The sequence below is a fragment of the Ewingella americana genome, assembly GCF_006438725.1.
Taxonomy (GTDB): Bacteria; Pseudomonadota; Gammaproteobacteria; order Enterobacterales; family Enterobacteriaceae; genus Ewingella; species Ewingella americana_A.
On record NZ_RCZD01000011.1, the window covers coordinates 149,550 to 170,427 of the forward strand.

The 20,878-nt window shown below is 55.4% G+C and carries 23 protein-coding genes; 12 read left to right on the top strand and 11 right to left on the bottom strand.

The genetic code is table 11. The features are described 5' to 3' along the window. Positions 1-38 precede the first annotated feature (38 nt). The gene (locus tag EAH77_RS19100; RefSeq protein WP_140474407.1) at positions 39-923 is read right to left on the bottom strand and encodes a LysR substrate-binding domain-containing protein; all 885 of its coding nucleotides are present in this window, start codon (positions 921-923) and stop codon (positions 39-41) included. A gap of 97 nt (positions 924-1,020) precedes the next feature. On the opposite strand from EAH77_RS19100, the gene EAH77_RS19105 reads away from it, so the two are divergent. From EAH77_RS19105 to EAH77_RS19115, 3 genes are all read left to right on the top strand, one after another. Then, positions 1,021-1,338, top strand: a complete 318-nt coding sequence (locus EAH77_RS19105) for a carboxymuconolactone decarboxylase family protein (protein ID WP_140474408.1) — start codon at positions 1,021-1,023, stop codon at positions 1,336-1,338. Next, on the top strand, positions 1,329-1,715 hold the full coding sequence (locus EAH77_RS19110) for a tautomerase family protein (protein ID WP_140474409.1): 387 nt from the start codon (positions 1,329-1,331) through the stop codon (positions 1,713-1,715). Before EAH77_RS19105 ends, EAH77_RS19110 begins: the two co-directional genes overlap by 10 nt. A 72-nt stretch (positions 1,716-1,787) precedes the next feature. Continuing rightward, on the top strand, positions 1,788-2,438 hold the full coding sequence (locus EAH77_RS19115) for a Vat family streptogramin A O-acetyltransferase (RefSeq protein WP_140474410.1): 651 nt from the start codon (positions 1,788-1,790) through the stop codon (positions 2,436-2,438). Positions 2,439-2,485: 47 nt separating this feature from the next. Here EAH77_RS19115 and EAH77_RS19120 read toward each other — a convergent pair whose 3' ends face one another. From EAH77_RS19120 to EAH77_RS19150, 7 genes are read right to left on the bottom strand one after another with little or no spacing between them, the layout of a single operon-like run. Continuing rightward, positions 2,486-3,838, bottom strand: coding sequence for an LLM class flavin-dependent oxidoreductase (locus tag EAH77_RS19120; RefSeq protein WP_140474411.1), 1,353 nt, complete (start codon positions 3,836-3,838; stop codon positions 2,486-2,488). A gap of 36 nt (positions 3,839-3,874) precedes the next feature. Further along, positions 3,875-5,338: a dipeptide ABC transporter ATP-binding protein gene (locus EAH77_RS19125; RefSeq protein ID WP_140474412.1), complete on the bottom strand. Its 1,464-nt coding sequence runs from the start codon at positions 5,336-5,338 to the stop codon at positions 3,875-3,877. Then, positions 5,335-6,174 (bottom strand): ABC transporter permease, encoded by an 840-nt coding sequence (locus EAH77_RS19130; protein ID WP_140474413.1) that lies wholly within the window; start codon positions 6,172-6,174, stop codon positions 5,335-5,337. Before EAH77_RS19130 ends, EAH77_RS19125 begins: the two co-directional genes overlap by 4 nt. After that, entirely contained in the window at positions 6,171-7,178 is a 1,008-nt protein-coding gene (locus EAH77_RS19135) for an ABC transporter permease (RefSeq protein WP_140474414.1), read from the bottom strand. The genes EAH77_RS19130 and EAH77_RS19135 overlap by 4 nt, the downstream gene beginning before the upstream one ends. Positions 7,179-7,206: 28 nt before the next feature. Next, entirely contained in the window at positions 7,207-8,832 is a 1,626-nt protein-coding gene (locus EAH77_RS19140) for an ABC transporter substrate-binding protein (RefSeq protein ID WP_140474415.1), read from the bottom strand. A gap of 34 nt (positions 8,833-8,866) precedes the next feature. Further along, the gene (locus tag EAH77_RS19145; RefSeq protein ID WP_140474416.1) at positions 8,867-9,427 is read right to left on the bottom strand and encodes a GNAT family N-acetyltransferase; all 561 of its coding nucleotides are present in this window, start codon (positions 9,425-9,427) and stop codon (positions 8,867-8,869) included. 10 nt (positions 9,428-9,437) lie between these two features. Beyond that, positions 9,438-10,436, bottom strand: a complete 999-nt coding sequence (locus EAH77_RS19150; RefSeq protein ID WP_140474417.1) for an LLM class flavin-dependent oxidoreductase — start codon at positions 10,434-10,436, stop codon at positions 9,438-9,440. 204 nt (positions 10,437-10,640) lie between these two features. Between EAH77_RS19150 and EAH77_RS19155 the strand changes: the two genes are divergently transcribed. Then, positions 10,641-11,054 carry a hypothetical protein gene (locus EAH77_RS19155; protein WP_140474418.1) on the top strand — a complete coding sequence of 138 codons (414 nt, stop codon included), beginning with the start codon at positions 10,641-10,643 and terminating at the stop codon, positions 11,052-11,054. Between the two features lie 59 nt (positions 11,055-11,113). On the opposite strand, the gene EAH77_RS19160 is transcribed toward EAH77_RS19155, so the two are convergent. Both EAH77_RS19160 and EAH77_RS19165 read right to left on the bottom strand, forming a co-directional pair. Next, positions 11,114-11,944, bottom strand: coding sequence for a phosphoenolpyruvate hydrolase family protein (locus EAH77_RS19160; RefSeq protein ID WP_140474419.1), 831 nt, complete (start codon positions 11,942-11,944; stop codon positions 11,114-11,116). Positions 11,945-11,955: 11 nt separating this feature from the next. Then, a complete protein-coding gene (locus tag EAH77_RS19165) occupies positions 11,956-13,170 on the bottom strand; it encodes a Tm-1-like ATP-binding domain-containing protein (protein ID WP_140474420.1) in 1,215 nt (404 codons plus the stop codon). A 172-nt stretch (positions 13,171-13,342) separates the two neighbouring features. On the opposite strand from EAH77_RS19165, the gene EAH77_RS19170 reads away from it, so the two are divergent. Beyond that, a complete protein-coding gene (locus EAH77_RS19170) occupies positions 13,343-13,975 on the top strand; it encodes a TetR/AcrR family transcriptional regulator (protein ID WP_431306780.1) in 633 nt (210 codons plus the stop codon). Between the two features lie 31 nt (positions 13,976-14,006). On the opposite strand, the gene mntR is transcribed toward EAH77_RS19170, so the two are convergent. After that, the gene (gene mntR, locus EAH77_RS19175; RefSeq protein ID WP_194150521.1) at positions 14,007-14,453 is read right to left on the bottom strand and encodes a manganese-binding transcriptional regulator MntR; all 447 of its coding nucleotides are present in this window, start codon (positions 14,451-14,453) and stop codon (positions 14,007-14,009) included. 278 nt (positions 14,454-14,731) lie between these two features. Between mntR and EAH77_RS19180 the strand changes: the two genes are divergently transcribed. From EAH77_RS19180 to ompC, 7 genes are all read left to right on the top strand, one after another. Further along, positions 14,732-15,601, top strand: a complete 870-nt coding sequence (locus tag EAH77_RS19180; RefSeq protein WP_241673499.1) for a metal ABC transporter substrate-binding protein — start codon at positions 14,732-14,734, stop codon at positions 15,599-15,601. Continuing rightward, a complete protein-coding gene (locus tag EAH77_RS19185; protein ID WP_140474423.1) occupies positions 15,598-16,383 on the top strand; it encodes an ATP-binding cassette domain-containing protein in 786 nt (261 codons plus the stop codon). Before EAH77_RS19180 ends, EAH77_RS19185 begins: the two co-directional genes overlap by 4 nt. After that, positions 16,380-17,237: a metal ABC transporter permease gene (locus tag EAH77_RS19190; protein WP_140474424.1), complete on the top strand. Its 858-nt coding sequence runs from the start codon at positions 16,380-16,382 to the stop codon at positions 17,235-17,237. The genes EAH77_RS19185 and EAH77_RS19190 overlap by 4 nt, the downstream gene beginning before the upstream one ends. After that, positions 17,234-18,082: a metal ABC transporter permease gene (locus tag EAH77_RS19195; protein ID WP_140474425.1), complete on the top strand. Its 849-nt coding sequence runs from the start codon at positions 17,234-17,236 to the stop codon at positions 18,080-18,082. Before EAH77_RS19190 ends, EAH77_RS19195 begins: the two co-directional genes overlap by 4 nt. Before the next feature lie 70 nt (positions 18,083-18,152). Beyond that, positions 18,153-18,722 (top strand): hypothetical protein, encoded by a 570-nt coding sequence (locus tag EAH77_RS19200; RefSeq protein WP_140474426.1) that lies wholly within the window; start codon positions 18,153-18,155, stop codon positions 18,720-18,722. Positions 18,723-18,903: 181 nt separating this feature from the next. Further along, on the top strand, positions 18,904-19,092 hold the full coding sequence (locus EAH77_RS25260; protein WP_140474427.1) for a hypothetical protein: 189 nt from the start codon (positions 18,904-18,906) through the stop codon (positions 19,090-19,092). A 625-nt stretch (positions 19,093-19,717) separates the two neighbouring features. Further along, entirely contained in the window at positions 19,718-20,848 is a 1,131-nt protein-coding gene (gene ompC, locus EAH77_RS19210; RefSeq protein ID WP_140474428.1) for a porin OmpC, read from the top strand. Positions 20,849-20,878 lie beyond the last annotated feature (30 nt).

A 20,878-nucleotide genomic window follows, 5' to 3' on the forward strand; every position in this document is an offset into this window, starting at 1 on the left:
GCAAGGGTATGAACGCAAACACCCTTTATTTCAGTGAGCTACAGAAGAGTAAACGTTTTTACCTTCTCCACCATCAGCCGTTGTAATAATTGCACGGCAGCATTAGATGTCTTTCCTTTATGCAACAGCGAGATACCTAGCTGGCCAGGTGAAGGTAAAATACCGGTGATCACGCTCAACGTCTCCGGCATGCCAATGCGGGTTCGCAACGTCACCCCAAGCCCGGCCTGAACACCAGCCCAGATGCCGCTGAGACTGTGGCAGGAAAACACGATCCGCCACGGGATCCCTGCCTGGTCAAGCGCAGCAATGGCACGGGAGCGAATCAGACAAGGCGCGTCAAACATCACCAACGGCAGCGGTTCGCCATCCGCCAGATAGGCGTGAATATCCCTGTCTGGGTGGTGGATCCACTCCAGAGGACAGTGGCCGATGGGCTGGTATTCCGGCAATGCTTTTTCTGGTTGCCACAGAAGTGCCAAATCAAGTTTGCCGGCTGCCATACCGTCGAGCAGCGCCTGATTTCTGTCTACCTGGGCATAGATTTTCACCCCCGGATGCTGCTGGCTAAACTTTCCGAGGACCTCCGGCATGGCTGACTCACCAAAATCCTCCTGCATACCCAGCCGTACTTCTCCCTGGAGCAACTCGCCCTTAATTGCCAACTGTGCCTCGTCATTGAGTGCCAGTAAGCGACGGGCATAACTGATTAACATTTCACCGCTGGGGGTCAGCACGAGATGGCGTCCGTTTTTTACCACCAGTGCCGTACCGCACTGCTGCTCCAGCTTTTTTAACTGAGCACTGACCGCCGACGTTGAACGACACAAACGTTGTGCCGCCAACGCGAAGCTGCCGCACTCAATACCCAGCACAAAACTGCGCAGGGCGTCGGTGTCCAGAGAGACCGGGAGTTTGTCCACAATCATCCTTAAATTCGGGATTAAAAGTTCTGAATATTTTGATTTTCTGCACAGTATCATCACGGCATAGTATTTTCACTCACAATGGAGAAAAACTATGCCGACAAATCTTGATCGTCAATCTCTCGCCCTGGTCGCTCCCAAACTGGCTGAACTGAGTCAGGAGGTGCTGTTTGGCGATATCTGGCAGCGCACTGAGCTGTCACCCCGTGAACGCAGCCTGATCACGCTGGCAACGCTGACCGCACTGGGCCGCGTCCAGCAGTTGCCCTGGCATATCGACTTTGCCCAACAAAACGGTCTGACGCGGGTGGAAATCACCGAAGTATTCACCCATCTGGCTTTCTATGCGGGCTGGCCCGCGGCGGTATCGGCCATCAGCTGTATGGCAGAGGAGGGTGAAAAATGCCAATGACCCGGATCACCCTGCGTCAGGGATACAGCGACGCGGCGCTCGGGCAGATTTCAGACGTCCTGCATCAGACATTGGTTGATGAATTTGCAGTGCCTGCGGCTGACCGTTTTCAAATCATTGAGATGCTGCCGGACGTGCAGCGCAGTTTCGATCGCCACTATCTCAGCGGGACGCGCAGCGCGGATTTCATGCTGTTCCATATTGTGGCGGGGAAACCCCGTACGTCTGAGCAGAAGCAAAATTTCTATCGCGTACTGAGCGAACGGCTACATGTCTTACTTGGCATCAACCCGGATGATGTGATGGTGGTGATTCAATTTAATACTGCGCAGGAGTGGAGCTTTAGCCGCGGGGATATGTATCAGCCAGTGGGATAAGTAGAAGTCTCAGCATTGGACCTCAAAGACGCTTTCCATTAGGGTGATAAAAAACAGCAAGGAGACGCTTTAATGGACGAGATCACCCTGACTGGCCCGGCACCTGAAGCCCGACATCCGATGGCCGGCTTCCCTCAGGTTTGCTTCATCAAAAACACGGTCAATAACCCGAATATCATTATCGGTGACTACACCTATTACGACGATCCCGAAGATTCAGAAAACTTCGAGCGCAACGTGCTGTATCACTTTCCGTTTATTGGCGACAAGCTGGTGATAGGCAAATTTTGTGCGCTGGCACGCGGCGTAAAGTTCATTATGAACGGCGCTAACCACAAGATGTCCGGCGTTTCGACTTATCCGTTTTGGATCTTTGGTAACGGCTGGGAAAAGTCATTACCGCCGATGGAAGAGTTGCCTTATAAAGGCGACACAATTGTCGGTAACGATGTGTGGATTGGCTACGACGAATTGATCATGCCCGGCGTGAACATCGGCAACGGGGCCATCATCTCGTCGCGCTCGGTGGTGACTGCCGACGTTCCGGCGTACAGCGTCGTTGGGGGAAATCCGGCGAAACTGATTAAAAGCCGCTTCGCCCCGGACGTCGTCTGCCGTCTGGAGAATATTGCCTGGTGGAACTGGCCGGTGGAGCGCATCACCCGTCATATGGGGTTGATTGTATCGGGGGATGTCGCTGCGCTTGAGCAGGCGGCTGAATAAACCTAAAACGCCCCATCGCAGGGGCGTTCTTTTTACCGTTAGCGCAATTATTTCACCACGGCCAGTTCCCGCTCTTCACTCAACGCTTTCGCGGCAAACTGATTTTGCGGCTCACGCAGGCCCAGATTTTCGCGCAGCGTATTGCCTTCATATTCCGTGCGGTAGAGACCGCGCTGTTGCAGCAGCGGGATCACCTGTTCGACAAAATCGTCGAACGCCGTCGGCGTGCCGCCGCGCACGATAAAACCGTCGGTTGCGCCGCCGGTAAACCAGTGCTCCAGACCGTCGGCCACATCGGCTGCCGTACCCAGAAACGTCGGGCGTGGCGTAGCGGCTTCCAGCGCAACCTGGCGCAGCGTCAGGCCGCGATCCTGTGCGTCACGTTTGATCTCATCGGTGGTGCTGCGAAAGCTGTTCTGGCCCAGATCGCCGATGTCCGGGAAGGGCGCATCAGGGTCGTGCTGGCTGAAATCATAGTGTTCAAAATAGCGGCCAAGGTATTCCAGCGCCTTATCCACGGTGACCAGCTGTGCGGTTTGTTGATATTTTTGCTCGGCATCGGTGACACTGTCACCGACAATCAGGCTGATCCCCTGGAAAATACGGATACCATCGGCACCGCGACCGTTTTCCACCAGTTGGCGTTTAACGTCCTGGTAAAATTCCCGGGCCAGTTCCGGCGTGGCCTGGCGGGTATAGATGGCATCTGCCGCTTCTGCCGCAAAGGCTTTGCCCTGATCGGACGCCCCGGCCTGAAACACCACCGGTTGGCCCTGCGGCGAGCGCCCGACGTTCAGCGGACCCTGTACCGCAAAATATTTTCCCTGATGATTCAGGGTATGCAGTTTTTCCGGCGCAAAGAACTGGCCGTCGGCTTTATTGCGCACAAAAGCATCGCCCTCCCACGAATCCCACAATCCCTTCACTACGCTGACGTATTCGCTGGCGATGCGGTAACGCTCATCATGCTCCGGGTGTTTATCCCGTGAGAAGTTTTTCGCTGAACCCTCCAGCGGCGAGGTCACCACGTTCCAGCCCGCACGACCACCGCTCAGATGATCGAGACTGGCAAACTGGCGTGCCACGGTAAACGGTTCGCTGTAAGAGGTGGAAAGCGTCGCCACCAGCCCGATTTTTTGGGTTACCAGCGCCAGCGCGGAGAGCAGGGTGATTGGCTCGAAGCGGTTGAGAAAGTGCGGGATCGACTTCTCATTGATATACAAACCGTCAGCCACGAACAGGAAATCAAATTTTCCCTGCTCAGCTTTCTGCGCCAGCTGCTGGCAGAACTGAATATTGATACTGGCGTCAGCCACCGCGTCCGGGTGGCGCCATGCCGACATATTGCCTGATGCGCCCTGAATAATGGCCCCTAAACGCAGTTGTCTTTTGTTACTCATGATTGGCTCGCTTCTATTATCTTGAGGATGTCAGGTTCAGGCCGCCTGACCGGGAAGAACCGGCAGGGCGTCCAGCAATTGTTGTGTCCAGCGGTGCTGCGGATGGGTAAACACGCGCCCGACGTCGCCGCTTTCGACCACCGCACCGTCTTTCATCACCAGCACCCGGTCAGCCAGATGATGAATAACGCCGAGGTCATGAGAAATAAACAGCAGCGCGGTGCGGTGCTCCGCCTGCATATCGGCCAGCAGATCCAACACCTGCGCCTGCACCGAGACATCCAGCGCACTGACCGGCTCGTCGGCGACCAGCAGGGCCGGATTAGGCGCAAAGGCGCGGGCAATCGCCACCCGCTGGCGCTGTCCGCCGGAGAGCTCACGCGGATAGCGTTGCAGGAAACTGGCACCGAGGCGCACTTCGTCCAGCAACTGCAACACGCGCTGGCGTCGTTCTGCGCCGAAAATACCGGCGGCGTCCAGGCTCTCGCCAATGATTTTTTCCACCGTGTAGCGCGGGTCAAACGAGCTGAGAGGATCCTGGGCAATAAGTTGAATACGGCTGCGGCGCAGGCGGCGCTGGTTTTCTGCCACGCGGCTCCACGGCTGGCCTTCAATCTGAATCAGTCCACTGTCGGGCTCGGTCAGCCCGAGCACCATACGTGCCACGGTGGTTTTGCCCGAACCCGACTCGCCGACAATGCCCAGCGTTTCTCCCGCCGCCAGCACCGCCTGCAACAGCTGGCGGGTCCACGGATGTTCCGGTGCCTGCAACAGGCGCTGCGCCGGGCCTTGTTCCACCACGATGCCGTCTTTCATCACCATCACAAAATCGGCCAGTTGCCCAACCACCGACAGGTCGTGACTGATGAGCAACAGCGCCTGACCGTCGTCGCGGCGGCGTTGCAGTAAATCGAGAATTTGCTTTTGTACCGTCATATCGAGCGCGGTAGTGGGTTCATCGGCGATCAACAGTTCGGGTCTGCCCGCCAGCGCGGTGGCGATCAGTGCGCGCTGACGCAGTCCGCCGGAAAGCTGGTGCGGGTAAAGCTCCAGCCGCCGCTGTGCTTCAGGCATGCCCACCGAGGCCAGCAGCTGTAAACTGCGCTGGCGCAAGTCCGTGTTGCCATCGCGCGGGTTGGCCCGCAGGGCATCGCCGAGCTGCTGGCCGATGCGCCGCAGCGGGTCGAGCGACACCAGTGCATCCTGCAGGACGTAACCAATCTGCTTTCCACGGATAGCCCGCCAGTCGCGCTGGCTGGCCTGCAACATGTCTCGACCGTCAATCATGAAACGGTCGGCGGTCAGCAGCGCATTTTCGTCCTGTAAGCCAATCAATGAGCGTGCGGTGACGGTTTTTCCTGAACCCGACTCTCCCACCAGCGCCAGCGACTGGCCGCGTTGCAGTTGCAGATTCAGGCCACTGACCACGGCTTTCAGCCCCTGTGGCGAAGGGAAGCGCACGGTGAGATTACGGATATCAATGAACAGTTCGCGGCTCATGCCTTTTTCCCTTCGAAACGGGCCTGCCAGTGGCGGCCGACGGTATTAACCGCGACTACGGTCAGGGTAATTGCCACGCCCGGCCAGACGCCAATCCACCAGGCGTTACGCAGGTAGTTACGGCCTTCGGCCAGCATCAGTCCCCATTCGGCCGTCGGCGGTTGCGGCCCCATGCCGAGAAAACTCAGCCCGGCGGTGCCGATAATAGCCGTGCCCAAACCGAGCGTCGCCAGCACCGGCACATGGGCAATGGCGTGCGGCAGGACGTGCCGCCAGACCAGTACCCGGCGGGTCAGCCCAAAGGTGCGTGCCTGTTCGACATAGCCCGATGACATCACTAAAAAGGTTTGAGCGCGGACCACCCGGGCAAAGCGCGGTATCGACGCCACGCCCAGCGCGAAGATCAAATTGATGGTGCCGGGGCCGGTGAACGCAATCAGCATCAGCGCCAGCAGCAGATCGGGAAACGCCGAGACAACGTCCACGGCGCGGCTGATGAACTCATCCAGCGCACCGCGCGCCAGACCGGCCAGCAGCCCAAGCAGGCTGCCAACGGTAACCGCCAGCGCCATTGCGGCGATACTGATCAGCAACGAATAGCGGCTGCCGTAAATCAACCGCGTCAGCACGTCGCGCCCGAGCTGGTCCGTTCCCAGCCAGTGCGCGGCCGAAGGGGGTAACTGAGCGTTCACCGGATCCGCCATCAGCGGGTCATAAGGGCTAAGCAGCGCAGGGAACAGTACCGCCAGCAGCACCAACAGCAGAAAAATGCCAGAGACCAGCAAACCGGCGGGGGGCCATGCGCGACGGCGTAACAAAGGAAGAGTCAGGCTCATGAGGCGCCTCCGTGGGAAGCGGGCTGGTCACGCAGGCGCGGGTCAATCAGCAGATAGAGAATATCCACCAGCGTGCTCATCACCACATAAACCAGCGCGGAGAAAATCGCCACCGCCAGCACCACCGGCAGATCTTTACCGAGCACTGCATCGACGGTGATTTTGCCTAAGCCGGGGCGGCCAAACACCTGTTCGGTGATCACCGCACCGCTCAGCAGTCCGCCAATCAGCCAGCCGGTGAGGGTAACGGCGGGAAGCGCCGCATGACGCAGCGCGTGGCGTAAGCGGATGGTCAGGTTGCCAATCCCCCAGGCGCGCAGCGTCAGGGCGAAAGGCTCGTTGAGGGCATCTTCCAGCCCACGCCGCAGCACCTGTGCGACCACTGCGCCCTGTGCCAGCCCAAGAGACAGCGCGGGCAGCACCAGGGCGGAGAAATTGCGGTCACCGGCCACCGGAAACCAGCGCAGGGTGAAGCTAAAAACAAACAGCAGCACGATACCGAGCCAGAACGACGGCGTTGACGCCAGCAGCAGTTCAAAGAAACCGGCAATGCGCCTGCCGATACGGCGGTTGGCAGTCAGTACCGCCATCGCCACGGCGAAAATCAGGCTGACCACCAGCGCCGCGCCGGTCAGTTTCAGCGTCGGCCACAGCTGCGACAACACCAGCGAACTGACATCCGTATTCAGCATATAAGAGCGGCCAAAATCCCCGTGCAGCACCCGCCATAAGTAATGCAGATATTGCAGCCACAGCGGCTGGTCCAGCCCCCATTCGGCGCGGATCGCCGCTTCGATGGCCGGTGTACGCACCTGCTCGCCAACCAGCAAACTAACAATATCGCCGGGCGCCAGATAGACGCTGATAAACGACAGGCTGACCGCCGCCCACAGCACCAGCGCACCGCTGCCGACGCGGCGCAGCACGCGCCACAACAGCGGCGCACGCCAGTTCAGGTTGCTTCGCCAGCGGCGGGGCGTGGCGAGTGAACTTTCTACGGTCATCGGAGAGCTCCTTTTTCATTCACGTCAATTAGTGATCGCTCAGCCAAACGTCATAGGCATTTTCCGGCATCTGTTTGAATGGCCGAAAGCCCAGACCATGCACGTAGGCAGCGCCCGCAATCTGGTCTTCCGGCTCATACAGTGGGATGGCCAGCGCCTGCTGCACAATGGCGAACTCCTGCAACTGGGCGTAAAAGCCTTTGCGTTTTTCGGTGTCCAGCGTCTGCGACGCCCCCTGCAACCATGGGGTGATTTCCGGGGCTGCCGTGCGGCTGTAGTTAATTGCACCGCCGCCTTTTACCGGCAGGTAATGGTTTTCAATATCGATGCCATCGGTATCGGTGTTGGAATTGGCAATCGAGCCAAACTGGCCGGTATTGCGCACGTCGGTATAGGTGCCGGAATCGACATAACGAATTTTCAACTCAACGCCCAGACGCTGGCGGGCCTGCGCCTGCAACGCCTGCAGTAATACGTCACGCTGGTCGCGTACCGTGGCCTGCGCCTGAATAATTTCAATGCTCAGACGTTGACCGTCTTTTGAGCGGAAGCCTTCGCCGTCACGGGTTTTCCAGCTCGCTTCGTCGAGCAGCTGGTTGGCCAGCGTCGGGTTATTGCCATATTTGCCGTCGAGGCTGTTGTCATACAGCGGATCCACCGGTGACGTAATGCCCCAGACACGGGTCCGCTCGCCGCGATAGATCGACTGCAATATCGGCCCGACGTCCAGCCCCTGCAACAGCGCCTGACGCACCTTCAGCTCCTGCGTCGGCCCGTAGGTGACGTTCAAAAACAGCGAGTAAGGCGTGCCGGTATTCAGTGCGTGCTGGTAGGTAAAGTCTTTGTTGTCCTTGAATTCCCCCGCGTCGTTGCCGGAAATCCCTTCAATCACATCAACCTGCCCGGAGAGCAGCGCGCCGCTGCGCACTGAGGACTCCGGCAGGAAGCGGTAGGTCACGCTGTCGAGATACGCCGGTCCCTGATGTGCCGCATTGGCCGACGCCCAGTTATAATTTGGGTTTTTGACGAACTCCGCCTGTTGGCCTTTCTCATATTTTTTAAGGATGAAAGGTCCGGTGCCTGCCAGCTCCGGCCCACCGGCTTTCAGCTGTGGTGAACTCCACGCCGCCGGGGACAATAATTTCAGACTCGCCGCGAAAGAGAGGAAAGGGGCGTAGACCTGTTTGAGTGTCACGGTAACCGTGTGGTCGTCCGGTGTGCCGACATTGTCGATACGGCTGGCGATGGCGCACAGGCTTGAACCTGCGCAGTAGGCCGGATCCTGCGCATGGCGGAAATTCTCGGCCACGGCATTGGCGTCGAGTTTTTTGCCGTCAGAGAAAGTGACGTCCGGGCGCAGGGTAAAGGTATAGGTTTTTCCGTCGTCGGACAGGCTGTAACCCTGTGCCAGCCACGGAATGTACGAACCGTCCGGTTTGCGCGCCAGCAGGGATTCATAAGCTACGCGCAGGATCAATTCCGCTTTCGACTGGCCGTTAAGCTGCGGGTTAAAGGTGTTGGGTTCGGTTTCGACACCCCAGGTCAGCGCACCGCCGCTGCGGGGCTGCCCGGTGGAGGCGAAAACGTTGTGGCTGACGGCCAGCGCCAACAGAGAGAGGCTGGCCATGCCAGCGGTGAGCGTTATACGATTCATTATTTCCCCAGAGATCCATCAGATTCAAACGTCATCAGACGTAAAGTTTGGCTTCAGGCACGGTGCGCACGAACTCTTTCTGCGCCTGTGCTTCATACAGCGGTTGGTTAAGAATTTTGCGTAAATAGACCAGTTCCACACCGAGCGGATTGACCGCCGTGTGGAAAGGTTCGTAGCCGCGGCGCTGATAGAGCGCCGTCAGCCACGGATGCCGGATGGCGGTCGCCAGATAAACCGCCGGAACTTTCAGGGTGTCGCGCAGAAAGTTATCTTCGACATAACTCATGATCTGCGCGCCAAATCCCTGTCCTTTGGCGCTTTCGCTGACGGCAAACCAGTGAACAAACGGCCAGGGCGCGAACTCTTTATTGGAGGGCGTCCACGGAAAGCGCGTGGTCAACGTGGCGGTCAGCCCCTGTTCGGTTTCCAGCACATAGGTGGTCTCACGACGGATCACCTCGCGTACCTCGTCAACCGAGGCACGGGTGATGGTGAAATGAATATTCAGCTTGAGTAGCGGGGCATAGGCCTGTTGCAACAACGCGTGCAGCTCAGCCGCTTCATCTTCGCGTGCCAGCCGGATTTGTTGGCTCATGGGGTTCTCCTCAGGCCAGCACGCGGCTTTCGGCCGCCAGCAGTTCGAGCGACTTCAGCCGCGCCTGGGCCTCGGCCAGCGGGGTATCGATCACAAACTCTTCCACGCCGTAGCGCGCCTGTAATTCCTCAAGCTTGTGGTGAACCTGCTCTGCGGTGCCGGTCAGCACTGACGAGGTGCGCTCTTCAATCTGATGGGACGTGGCGGTGGACTGGCGGATATAGGCTTCAGCCTGCGCATGGCTGCCGACGGTGACGCTCTGACCGTCGCTGCCGGTGACGCGAAACTGCTGACGGTCGGCGGCCAGTTTCTCAGCCTGCGCGGCGGTTTCAGCCACAATCACTGAGACGGCCAGCAGCCCGCGACGCCCGAGGCTGTCGTGGGTATAGGCTGACAGCGCGCGGCCAATTTCCGCCGGATCACCGTTGAGGTGCGCGGCAAACACAAAGTTCCAGTTCAGGCTGGCGGCCAGGCGTGCGCTCTGTTCGCTGGCACCGAGCAGAAAACGGCTTGCTGGTTGTTCCGGCAGCGGCGTAGCGAACAGCGTATCGCCCTGAATGTCAGAGGGTTGCGCCGACAGCCAGCCATCGAGTTGTTGCAGCTGCGCCGCAAAATCGCCTTTCAGCGTGGGGTCGACTGCATATTGCAGCGCGCGCGTGGAGAGCGGCAGGCCGCCGGGCGCTTTGCCGACGCCTAAATCCACCCGTCCCGGCGCCAGCGATGCCAGCAGGTTGAAGTTTTCGGCCACTTTGTACGGACTGTAATGTTGCAGCATCACACCGCCGGAGCCGACGCGGATGCGTTTGGTATGCGCGAGGATCCAGGCGATCACCACTTCGGGTGAAGAGATCGCCAGCTTATCAGTGTTGTGGTGTTCGGCCAGCCAGAAGCGGTGATAACCCCAACGTTCAGCCTTCTGTGCCAGTTCCAGCGTGCGTTTAAGCGCACCGCTGGCGGTTTCACCCTCGTCGATGGGGCTTTTTTCCAGCAGACTTAATCGGTAACTCATAGTATTCCTGTCCTTTTGTTCCCGGCGGTACGTTATGGGTTCGATTATTAAAGGCAGGTTACAAAGTTGTAAAACAACAATAGTTGCTATTCAGTTGCGCGAAATGAGATAGGGAAAGCGGGCGGGGTGTGACGGCGGTTTCTGCCGGAACGGATTTAAGGTAAGGTTTGCGCCATAACGATGGCGTCCACTTTCAGGCCCAATATGACAACGGATAATCCCGACGAACTTTTCCGCCAAAAACTGGTGGCGCTCACGCTGACGCTGAATATTGATCCGCACGTGGCGGACAATCAGGTGCTGGACCGCGTGGCACTCAGCTTTCGCAAACTGCTCAATTTTCTGTCCGAGGACAGTGAACGGAGCCAGCTGGCGTTTGACGCGCAGGCGAAAAACGCACTGGTCAGTGCCATCGGCGATAATTTTGCTCAATGTCAGGAAGGTGGATTGTTCAGAAAAGACATTTCAGCCCGATGGCTGGCCCGCAGTTTTGTCGGCATGCTGGACCAGATGCGGGAGGAGCCGGCCGACGCGGCCCTGCGCCATCAGCAAAGCATCGCCTGCGCGAAGATTCTCTGTGAAGGAATGTGGCCGGGCGCAGCGGATTCACGGGTTTAAAACCCAAAAAAAGCCAGGGTGCGTTAACGGCACTCTGGCTTTTTTTATGCGTGAAAGGCTTAGCGGCTGAGCGATTTAAACTGGCGTGTCGTTTCTGTTAACGCCACTTCGGTTGGCAGACGTTCCATAGAGCTTGCGCCGTAGAAACCATCCACCAGCGGGCAGTTTTTCATGATGTACTCTGCGTCCTGCGGCGATGAAATCGGCCCGCCGTGGCACAGCACAATCACGTCTTCACGCACGCTTTTGGCAGCTTTCGCCCACTCGTTGATCATCGGCACGCAATCTTCGAGTTTAAGCGCGGTTCCGGCACCGATGTTCCCGCCGGTGGTCAGGCCCATGTGCGGCACGATAATGTCCGCACCGGCTTCAGTCATCGCGATGGCATCGGCGGCGCTGAATACGTAAGGCGTGGTCAGCATGTCTTTCTGATGGGCGAGACGGATCATATCGACTTCCAGCCCGTAGCCCATGCCGGTTTCTTCCAGATTGGCGCGGAAGTTACCGTCAATTAGCCCGACAGTCGGGAAATTCTGCACACCGGCAAACCCCAGGGCTTTCAAGTCATCGAGGAATTTATCGAACTGGCAGAATGGGTCAGTTCCGTTAACACCCGCCAGTACCGGCGTATGTTTCACCACCGGTATCACTTCTTTGGCCATATCGACCACAATCTCATTGGCGTTGCCGTAAGCCAGTAAACCGGCCAGCGACCCGCGCCCGGCCATACGGTAACGGCCTGAGTTGTAGATAACGATCAGGTCAATCCCACCGGCTTCTTCGCACTTGGCGGAGAGCCCCGTTCCCGCACCGCCGCCGATAATCGGCTCACGGCGGGCGATCATTTCATGAAATTTAGCCAGCAACGCCTGACGTTCAAATTTAGCCATGATGGTTTCCCTTAATGTTGGGCAATATCTCTAAAGTGTCGGACTGCGGTAGCGGCAAACTCTGGATCATTAATGTTGCAGCTCAGTCTGACTAAACGCCGCTTTGCGGTCTGTTTTACGGTTTTTTCCAAGGTGTCGGCAAAAGCATTCAGCGCATCGGGGTTCCAGAAAGGTTGCCCGACCGCATCGAGGGCAGAAAAACCGCCCCCGGGTATCAGGAATCGCACTTCACCTTCGCAGGCGTTGAGCTTCTCCCCAATCCATTTCGCCATTTCTGCGTTTTCTTCCGGCGTGGTGCGCATCAGCGTCACCTGCGCATTGTGCTCGTAAAACTGGCGGCCGGCGTATTTGGCCGGAACGCTGGAAATATGGCCGAAGTTGACCATATCCAGTGCGCCGCAGGAGCCGACGTAAGGCACCTGCGTTTGTGCAATGGCGTCAAAGCGTTCAGGACCACAAGCCAGTACGCCATCAAATAAGAAGTCGCACACTTCAGTGGTGGTCAGATCCAGTACGCCAGAAAGCAGCCCGCTGGAGACCAGTTTTTCCATCGCTTTACCGCCGCTGCCGGTGGCATGAAACACCAGGCAGTCAAATTCTTTTTCCAGCAGTTCGCTGGCGGCCTGGATGCATGGCGTGGTGACACCAAACATGGTCAGCCCGATCGCCGGTTTGTCATCTTCACTGTCTGGATGCGAGAAATAAACCGCGCCGGCGATCTGGTGCGCGGCATTGGCCAGCACTTTGCGCGAAATGCGGTTTAGCCCTGCCACATCGGTGACGGAATAGAGCATGGCAATATCGCTCGCGCCGATATAAGCCGACACATCACCCGACGCCATCGTCGAGACCATCAGCTTCGGTACCCCCACCTGCAGGCTTTGCATCGCCGGAGTAATCAGTGCCGTCCCCCCAGAGCCACCCAGGCCGAGCAGGGCGGCGACGTCATTTCGCGATTCGATGAAGCGCTCGAATGCCACGGCCATCGCGCTGATAGCCCGCCCGCGATCGCCGCAAAACACCGCATCTGCGCCATCAGGATGGAACGCGGCAACCGTCGCGGCACTGATATCGGCCAGCGTGTCGTGGCCCGTTGCTTTAGTTGATAAATCCACCGTGACCGTTTTCAGGCCGGTAGCACGGACCAAATCACTGACAAAAACCAGTTCCCGACCTTTGGTATCCGTCGTGGTGGCGATGTAAACACTGGGCGTTGGCACGGTCATCGGGGCATCCTTAATATGAGTAAGATAACGTCATAATGAGACGGCGATCTTATTCATGCAAGGCTATCATACACATTTGAGACTGTAGTCTCATAAAATTTACACACCGGTGATTTTACTTCGTATAGCTGCTGAATTTGCTAAAGTGACCCCATCAGGATATCGACGGAAATTGACTTTGACACCTATCGACACTCAAAAAGAACTGACTCCGGCGCAGCGCCGCACCCGCCGACGGCTGGTGGCGGCAGCCATGTGTTTGTCAGAAAGCGGTGCGTTACCCACGCTGACCGAAGTGGCCACGCAGGCAGAGATGTCACGCGCAACGGCCTACCGCTACTTCCCGACCCAGGGGGCATTGGTGGCGGCCATGGTTGAAGAGAGCCTCGGCCCAATCCTCGAGTGGCGTCCACATCAGGACAACGCCGATCAGCGTATCCATGAACTGCTGGCCTTTGCCTATCCGCGTATGCTCGAACACGAAGGCGTGCTGCGTGCTGCACTGCAACTCTCATTGCAGCAGTGGTCTGAACGACGCCGTGATCCGAAAACAACAGAGACGCTGGTTCGTGGTAACCGTAAAAATATTCTCAAACGCGTGGTGGAACCGCTGGAAGGCAAAATGTCACCCGACAGTTTGCAGCGGATGATCTACGCCTTCTCGCTGATTTACGGCTCAGAGGTATTTATGGTCATGAAGGATATCTGGCACGTTGACGACAAAGAAATCCTCAACGTCACCCAGTGGATGGCGAAAGCGATTTTGCGTCAGGCCGAAGAGGATACAAAGAAAGGGAACGCCTGACGGGAAGAGTCCCGGCAGGCGATCAATATTGCTATAACAGTTTCTGCTGCGCCGTAAAGCGGCGAAAGGCATCGAGGGTTTCGTCGCTAACATGATGCTCGACACCTTCAGCATCGAGGCGTGCGGTTTCCGGACTGATGCCCAGAGCAATAAAGAAGGACTCCACCACATTATGCCGCTCACGGTTTTCCGCCGCCAACCTCTCACCTTCCGGCGTCAAAAATGTTCCCCGATACGGCAATTGGCGAACCAGCCCGGCGCTGGCCAGACGTTTAAGGGTTTTCGCCACCGTCGGCTGCGAAACGCCGAGACGGGCGGCTAAATCGACCTGCCGCGCTTCACCAAATTCGCGGATCAAATCCGAGATCAGCTCAACGTAGTCATCCATTAATTCCCGACGATGTGCCTCTCGCACCTGTAAAAAACCCTGAGCGTGCTCTTCAGCATCCAATAACGGATTCGATTTCTTATTATTCACAACGCCTGCCTCTTTCTTGCTCAATGGTTTTTTACCTTGGCCGCTATCACAGCGGCAAGGAGTGACATTGTAAACCAAGCGGCCTCCAGCACCAATTTTTGCAAACTTCACCTTGGCTATGTAGTATAGCCTATGCTATACATGAATAATAAACCGCCATCTTGTGCTGTTGTGTTCTCAGGAGGAATTTCATGGAAAGAGGCCGGGGTCTTATAAATCACGCTGTTTCAGCCTGGTTCAGTCATTCACCGTTTCGCTTACGGCTGATGCTGGTCGGGATGATGGCTTCGCTGCTCGGCGGTAATGCACAAGCGGTTGAAAAAAATCAAAAAAAGTTCAAAGTAGTCACTACTTTCACGGTGATTCAGGACATCGCGCAGAACGTCGCCGGTGACGCCGCCACGGTAGAGTCGATCACCAAACCCGGCGCTGAAATCCATGATTATCAGCCCACACCGCGTGATATTGTCAAAACCCAGTCGGCCGATTTGATTCTGTGGAACGGCTTCAATCTGGAACGCTGGTTTGGGCGATTCTTTGCCAATATCAAGAATGTGCCGTCGGTGACGGTGACCGACGGCATTACCCCGTTGCCTATTCAGGCAGGGCCGTACGTCGGCAACCCCAATCCGCACGCCTGGATGTCTTCTAAAAACGCGCTGATCTACGTCGAGAATATCCGTGCGGCGCTGGTCAAATATGACCCGGACAACGCCCCGACCTATGACCGCAACGCCAAAAATTACGCGGAAAAAATCAGTCAGCTGGATGCGCCGCTGCGCGCCCGTCTGGAGCAGATCCCTGCCGGACAGCGCTGGTTAGTCACCAGTGAAGGGGCGTTCAGTTACCTGGCGAAAGATTATCAGTTGAAAGAGGCTTATCTGTGGCCAATCAACGCCGAAGAGCAGGGTACGCCTCAGCAGGTTAAAAAACTGATCGATCGGGTGCGCGAAAAACAGATCCCGGTGGTGTTCAGCGAAAGTACTATTTCAGATAAACCCGCCAGACAGGTGAGTAAAGAGACTGGCGCAAAGTACGGCGGCGTGCTGTATGTCGATTCGCTTTCCGCCGCCAGTGGCCCGGTACCGACCTATATTGATTTGCTGAAGGTCACCGTCGGCACCATTGCCGAAGGATTCGGACAATGACTTTGCCGCGCCTTGATCTCAACGTCGACAATATTTCGGTGACTTATAATAACGGCCACACGGCGATTCAAAACGCTGGCTTTCGGTTACGTGGCGGTTCTATTTGCGCGCTGCTTGGTGTTAACGGCAGCGGCAAGTCCACGCTGTTCAAAACCATTATGGGCATTATCCGCCCAACGCAGGGCAGCGTGACCCTCGACGGGCTGAACGTCGCTAAGGCACTGAAACAAAACCTGATTGCTTACGTGCCACAGTCCGAAGAGGTGGACTGGAATTTCCCGGTGTTAGTGCGTGATGTCGTGATGATGGGCCGCTATGGCAAGATGTCGTTTCTGCGCATTCCGTCAACAGAGGACAAGCGACAAGTCGCTTCCGCATTGGCGCGAGTCGGCCTGACAGATCTGGCACAGCGTCAGATTGGCGAGCTGTCCGGTGGTCAGAAGAAGCGCGTGTTTCTGGCCCGCGCCCTGGCGCAACAAGGCCGGGTAATGCTGCTCGATGAGCCTTTTACCGGCGTTGATATCAAAACCGAAAATGCCATTATCGAGTTACTTTGTCAGTTGCGCGAAGAAGGACATCTGATTCTGGTTTCTACGCATAATATTGCCAGCGTACCGGAGTTCTGTGACAGGGTAGTGTTGATCAATAAAACCGTGATTGCCCACGGCCCGCTGGAAACCACGTTTACCGCTGAAAATCTTGAGAGCACCTTTGGCGGCGCGCTGCGTAACATCAACTACCTGTCTCAGGATCGTCCCTCGCCAGTCAGGCTGGCGCAATGATTGAACTGATGCTCGAACCGTTTCACTACAACTACATGGTCAAAGCCATCTGGGTCAGCGCCGGGGTTGGCGCGGTATGTGCGTTTCTATCCGCATATTTGATGCTCAAAGGTTGGTCGCTGATGGGCGATGCACTATCACACTCCGTGGTGCCCGGCGTCGCTGGCGCTTATGCACTGGGTTTCCCATACGCCATTGGCGCATTCGGTACCGGCATTCTGGCCGCGCTGTCGATGACGTTGTTACGTCATTACACCAAACTGCGGGAAGACGCGATCATCGGCTTCGTTTTTTCGACGTTCTTCGCCCTCGGGCTGTTACTGGTGTCAATGAACCCGACGTCGGTCAACGTGCAGTCCATCTTGTTTGGCAATATTTTGGGTATTGATGACGCCGACATTTTGCAGGTGCAAATTATCGTCGGCGTCTCGTTGCTGGTGCTGTGCGTTGTCTGGCGTGACCTGTTGGCGGTGTTCTTTGACGAAGCACATGCGCGGTCGGTTGGCCTTTCACCTCTGTGGCTCAAGGTGATTTTCTTCACCCTGTTCAGCGCATGTAGCGTGGCCGCGCTCCAGACCGTCGGCGCAATTTTGGTGATCGCTATGGTGATCACACCCGGCGCAACCGCCTATCTGCTGACTGACCGTTTCTCCCATTTGCTCATCATTGCAGTCATCTTGGGTACAGCCACCAGTGCAGTCGGCGCCTGGCTGAGTTATTACCTCGATGGCGCAACCGGCGGGGTGATTGTCTGCCTACAAACCACGGTATTCCTGCTGGCGTTTCTGTTCGCACCAAAACATGGTTGGCTGGTTAATCGCCTTCGTCTCTACCGGGCAGGGAGCCGCACATGATGGCCTGGATTGATGTTCTGATGGAGCCAATGAGTTTCGCGTTTATGCAACGCGCGCTGCTGACCGCCGCCGCAACCAGTATTGTCTGCGCAATATTCTCCTGCTTTCTGGTACTCAAAGGCTGGTCACTGATGGGCGATGCCATCTCCCATGCGGTACTGCCCGGCGTGGTACTGGCTTATCTGGCCGGTATTCCGCTGGTGGTCGGCGCGTTCAGCTCTGGGGTGTTCTGCGCCGTTGCTACCGGTTTTATCAAAGAGCACTGCCGCGTGAAAGAAGACTCGGTGATGGGCATTGTATTCTCCGGTATGTTTGCGGCAGGTCTGGTGCTGTTTTCGCGGGTGAATACCGAACAGCATTTGAGTCATATTCTGTTCGGTAATGTGCTGGGCGTGACAGACGGCGAAATGCTGCAAACGCTGATTATCGCGGCCCTGGTCACGCTGGCAATATTTTTGAAATTCAAAGATCTGGTGCTGTTCTGTTTTGATCCGGTACAGGCCAAAGTTATCGGGCTGCCGGTACGGTTTTACCATTATGCGTTGTTGTGTCTGCTGGCTTTGACCATTGTCGCCGCGCTGCAGGCGGTAGGCGTGGTGTTAGTGGTCGCGATGCTGATCACGCCCGGTATCACCGCATTTTTACTGAGTAAAACCTTGCCAAAGATGGTGATGATCGCAGTGACGGCGTCACTTTTGGCCGCTATCAGCGGTACCTTCATCAGTTTTTATATCGACGCGGCGACCGGGCCGACCATCGTGCTGATTCAGGCATTGTTCTTCCTGCTGGCGCTGGCGGTACACTTGCTGCGCGGAAATCCGAAGCCGGTGGCGGAGTTGTCTTAGTCTTATAAATCAGAAATAGAACAGAACATTTGTCATACTCATTGGCAGATAACCTGAGGAAGGAGCAGCAATGAATATCAGTAAATCTGACAGCAGCGATGCGCGGGAAATATTACAGATGCTGGGCGAATCTAAAGGGGAAAACCTCACGCCGCAGCAGCGCGCAGAAGAGGGGTTTACTCAGGGCAGTATGGATGAAGCCATGCTGAAAAACTTCCAGGCTGGCAGCGGTGTGTTTGTCAGTAAAGCGCAGGCCAGCGATAATACGGTGATCACCGGCGTGGCGATGACGGTACCGGGAAGGTTGGCAAAACACGGTACGGCGCAGGCTGCGTACAATATAGTTCTGGAAAGTGGTGAAGTAACGGCAGACCAGATTTTCCTCTATGGCCCCGTTACCGTCCGTCAGGCTTTCCGAGGTAAAGGTATCCTCACGCAGCTGCTTATCCATATCTGCCAGGCGCTGAAAGATCAATATAGTCTCGGCGTAGCTTTTGTGGATAAAGAGAATCATAAATCGCTGTTAATCCACCGCCATTACCCGATGAAAGAGCCTGGCAGCTTCGAGCTGAATGGCCGCAGCTATGCAATCTTCACCTTTGCGCCCGCCACCGTACTGGCGTTCTACCAGAACCGTTAATCATCCCCTTCATTTCTGGTTACCTGCGTATGGCACGCGAAGCCGCATAGTTGCTGGGCAACTATAGAAAGCAGAAATGGATATTTTATTTCCCAGCCATTCCACGGTTAACTGGTTTCAACGAAGAACAATGTGAAAGCGTTTTTCTTCAAGATTTCACTAACACGGGAGTGCTTTCATCATGCCGCAGACAAAACGTTTGAAGACTTCAATCTCATTTTGGCAGCGCGTCAAACACAAGTGTGCCAGTGCGTTTATCAGCGAACCTTCACAGGACAGCACCCGTATGATGGAAGCGTTAATCCCAACAGGAAGTTTATATGGTATCGAAATGGGAAATATCGACCCGGCCTGGTATCGCGAGAAATAATCGCGTCCATCGCATGATGCGCATATTTTATTGGAATGAACTCTGCGTGTTAACAAAAGGCCTTAATGCTTCTCCTGGTAGGGCAAATATGTAGTAGTAGTAAATTCGTTCTCTCTGACCTCGTCGTAAATGTGATTATCTCTCTCATTTGTGGAGCCCATAACTGCCTGCAGTTATGGGTTTTTTATTGCCCTCATCTCCCAAATCTCACTCACCGCTGTTTTTAGACAACAGGGTAGGCGCTAATAACAGGCAAAAAAAAGCCCCGCCAGTCAGGGCGGGGCGAAGATGCAATATCAGCCACAGGGAAGGGCTATTGAAAATAATAAGATGACGCTCAACAAGGATAGTAGACCATGGTGATGAGTCCATGATCTGGGAACTAAAATATCACAACACTTTAGCTATTAATAAATACAAATTTTATATGAATTAATAATGAAATATATTATATATAAATGAAAGTTGTCACTGAAATAATTAGCAATAAATAATAAAAGTGTTTTTGATAATTTAATTAAAAAACTACGGAACTATATAGTTATGATTAGTGCGAAGGGCTAAGCATATATATATTGTATTTTTAGAATAAAAACATTCATATTAATGATAAAGGAATACCATAATGAAATTGAAAGCACTGGCATTAATCATTCCAGCACTGCTGGTAGCAGGCGCAGCGCAGTCGGCTGAAGTTTATAATAAAGACGGCAATAAACTGGATCTGTACGGCAAGGTTGATGGCCTGCACTACTTCTCCGATGACGCGTCAAAAGACGGTGACCAGTCTTATGTGCGTGTCGGTTTCAAAGGTGAAACCCAGATCAATTCCGAACTGACCGGTTACGGCCAGTGGGAATACAACGTTCAGGCTAACCACGCAGAAGGAGATGGCTCGTCGGGTAACGCGACCCGTCTGGGCTTCGCAGGTCTGAAATTTGGTGACTACGGTTCATTCGACTACGGCCGTAACTATGGTGTCGTCTATGACGTTGAATCATGGACCGATATGCTGCCAGAGTTCGGTGGCGATAGTTATACTACCGCTGACAACTTTATGGTTGGCCGTACCAACGGCGTAGCAACTTACCGTAACACCGGCTTCTTCGGTCTGGTTAACGGCCTGAATTTCGCACTGCAATACCAGGGCGCAAACGACGGCAATATTTCGGGTGAAGGTACAAATAATGGTAACCGTAGCATCCGCGCTCAGAATGGCGACGGCTTCGGTATGTCCACCAGCTATGATTTCGGTATGGGTATTAGTGCTTCGGGTGCTTACGCCTCTTCTGACCGTACCAATGATCAAGTTAATGGAACCATTGCCGATGGTGACAAAGCCGAGGTTTGGACTCTTGGCCTGAAATATGATGCGAACAACATTTATTTAGCGACTATGTATTCTGAAACACGCAACATGACCGGTTTCGGTGACAATGACGCACTGGTCGCGAACAAAACTCAGAACTTCGAAGTGACTGCGCAATACCAGTTTGACTTCGGTCTGCGTCCGGAAGTTTCTTACCTGCAATCTAAAGGTAAAAACCTGGCCGTCGACATTGCTAACAATTCAGAATATAACGACAAAGATCTGGTCAAATATGTTTCTGTTGGTACCTCTTATTACTTCAACAAAAACATGTCCACCTATGTTGATTACAAAATTAACCTGCTGGACAATGACGACAACTTCTATAAATCAACCGGTATCTCTACCGACGACATCGTAGCATTAGGTCTGGTTTACCAGTTCTAATTCCGACTATCTTTATCAGGCCCACCTATT

Bases quoted from the DNA above. Each gene is read 5' to 3' on its own strand.
- EAH77_RS19200 (WP_140474426.1), top strand. From the start codon at position 18,153: ATGAATATCAGTAAATCTGACAGCAGCGATGCGCGGGAAATATTACAG.
- ompC (WP_140474428.1), top strand. From the start codon at position 19,718: ATGAAATTGAAAGCACTGGCATTAATCATTCCAGCACTGCTGGTAGCA.
- EAH77_RS19185 (WP_140474423.1), top strand. From the start codon at position 15,598: ATGACTTTGCCGCGCCTTGATCTCAACGTCGACAATATTTCGGTGACT.
- EAH77_RS19195 (WP_140474425.1), top strand. From the start codon at position 17,234: ATGATGGCCTGGATTGATGTTCTGATGGAGCCAATGAGTTTCGCGTTT.
- EAH77_RS19135 (WP_140474414.1), bottom strand. From the start codon at position 7,178: ATGACCGTAGAAAGTTCACTCGCCACGCCCCGCCGCTGGCGAAGCAAC.
- EAH77_RS19190 (WP_140474424.1), top strand. From the start codon at position 16,380: ATGATTGAACTGATGCTCGAACCGTTTCACTACAACTACATGGTCAAA.
- EAH77_RS19155 (WP_140474418.1), top strand. From the start codon at position 10,641: ATGACAACGGATAATCCCGACGAACTTTTCCGCCAAAAACTGGTGGCG.
- EAH77_RS19150 (WP_140474417.1), bottom strand. From the start codon at position 10,436: ATGAGTTACCGATTAAGTCTGCTGGAAAAAAGCCCCATCGACGAGGGT.
- EAH77_RS19145 (WP_140474416.1), bottom strand. From the start codon at position 9,427: ATGAGCCAACAAATCCGGCTGGCACGCGAAGATGAAGCGGCTGAGCTG.
- EAH77_RS19180 (WP_241673499.1), top strand. From the start codon at position 14,732: ATGATGGCTTCGCTGCTCGGCGGTAATGCACAAGCGGTTGAAAAAAAT.
- EAH77_RS19120 (WP_140474411.1), bottom strand. From the start codon at position 3,838: ATGAGTAACAAAAGACAACTGCGTTTAGGGGCCATTATTCAGGGCGCA.
- EAH77_RS19130 (WP_140474413.1), bottom strand. From the start codon at position 6,174: ATGAGCCTGACTCTTCCTTTGTTACGCCGTCGCGCATGGCCCCCCGCC.
- EAH77_RS19165 (WP_140474420.1), bottom strand. From the start codon at position 13,170: ATGACCGTGCCAACGCCCAGTGTTTACATCGCCACCACGACGGATACC.
- EAH77_RS19110 (WP_140474409.1), top strand. From the start codon at position 1,329: ATGCCAATGACCCGGATCACCCTGCGTCAGGGATACAGCGACGCGGCG.
- EAH77_RS19105 (WP_140474408.1), top strand. From the start codon at position 1,021: ATGCCGACAAATCTTGATCGTCAATCTCTCGCCCTGGTCGCTCCCAAA.
- EAH77_RS19160 (WP_140474419.1), bottom strand. From the start codon at position 11,944: ATGGCTAAATTTGAACGTCAGGCGTTGCTGGCTAAATTTCATGAAATG.
- EAH77_RS19140 (WP_140474415.1), bottom strand. From the start codon at position 8,832: ATGAATCGTATAACGCTCACCGCTGGCATGGCCAGCCTCTCTCTGTTG.
- EAH77_RS19125 (WP_140474412.1), bottom strand. From the start codon at position 5,338: ATGAGCCGCGAACTGTTCATTGATATCCGTAATCTCACCGTGCGCTTC.
- EAH77_RS25260 (WP_140474427.1), top strand. From the start codon at position 18,904: ATGCCGCAGACAAAACGTTTGAAGACTTCAATCTCATTTTGGCAGCGC.
- EAH77_RS19115 (WP_140474410.1), top strand. From the start codon at position 1,788: ATGGACGAGATCACCCTGACTGGCCCGGCACCTGAAGCCCGACATCCG.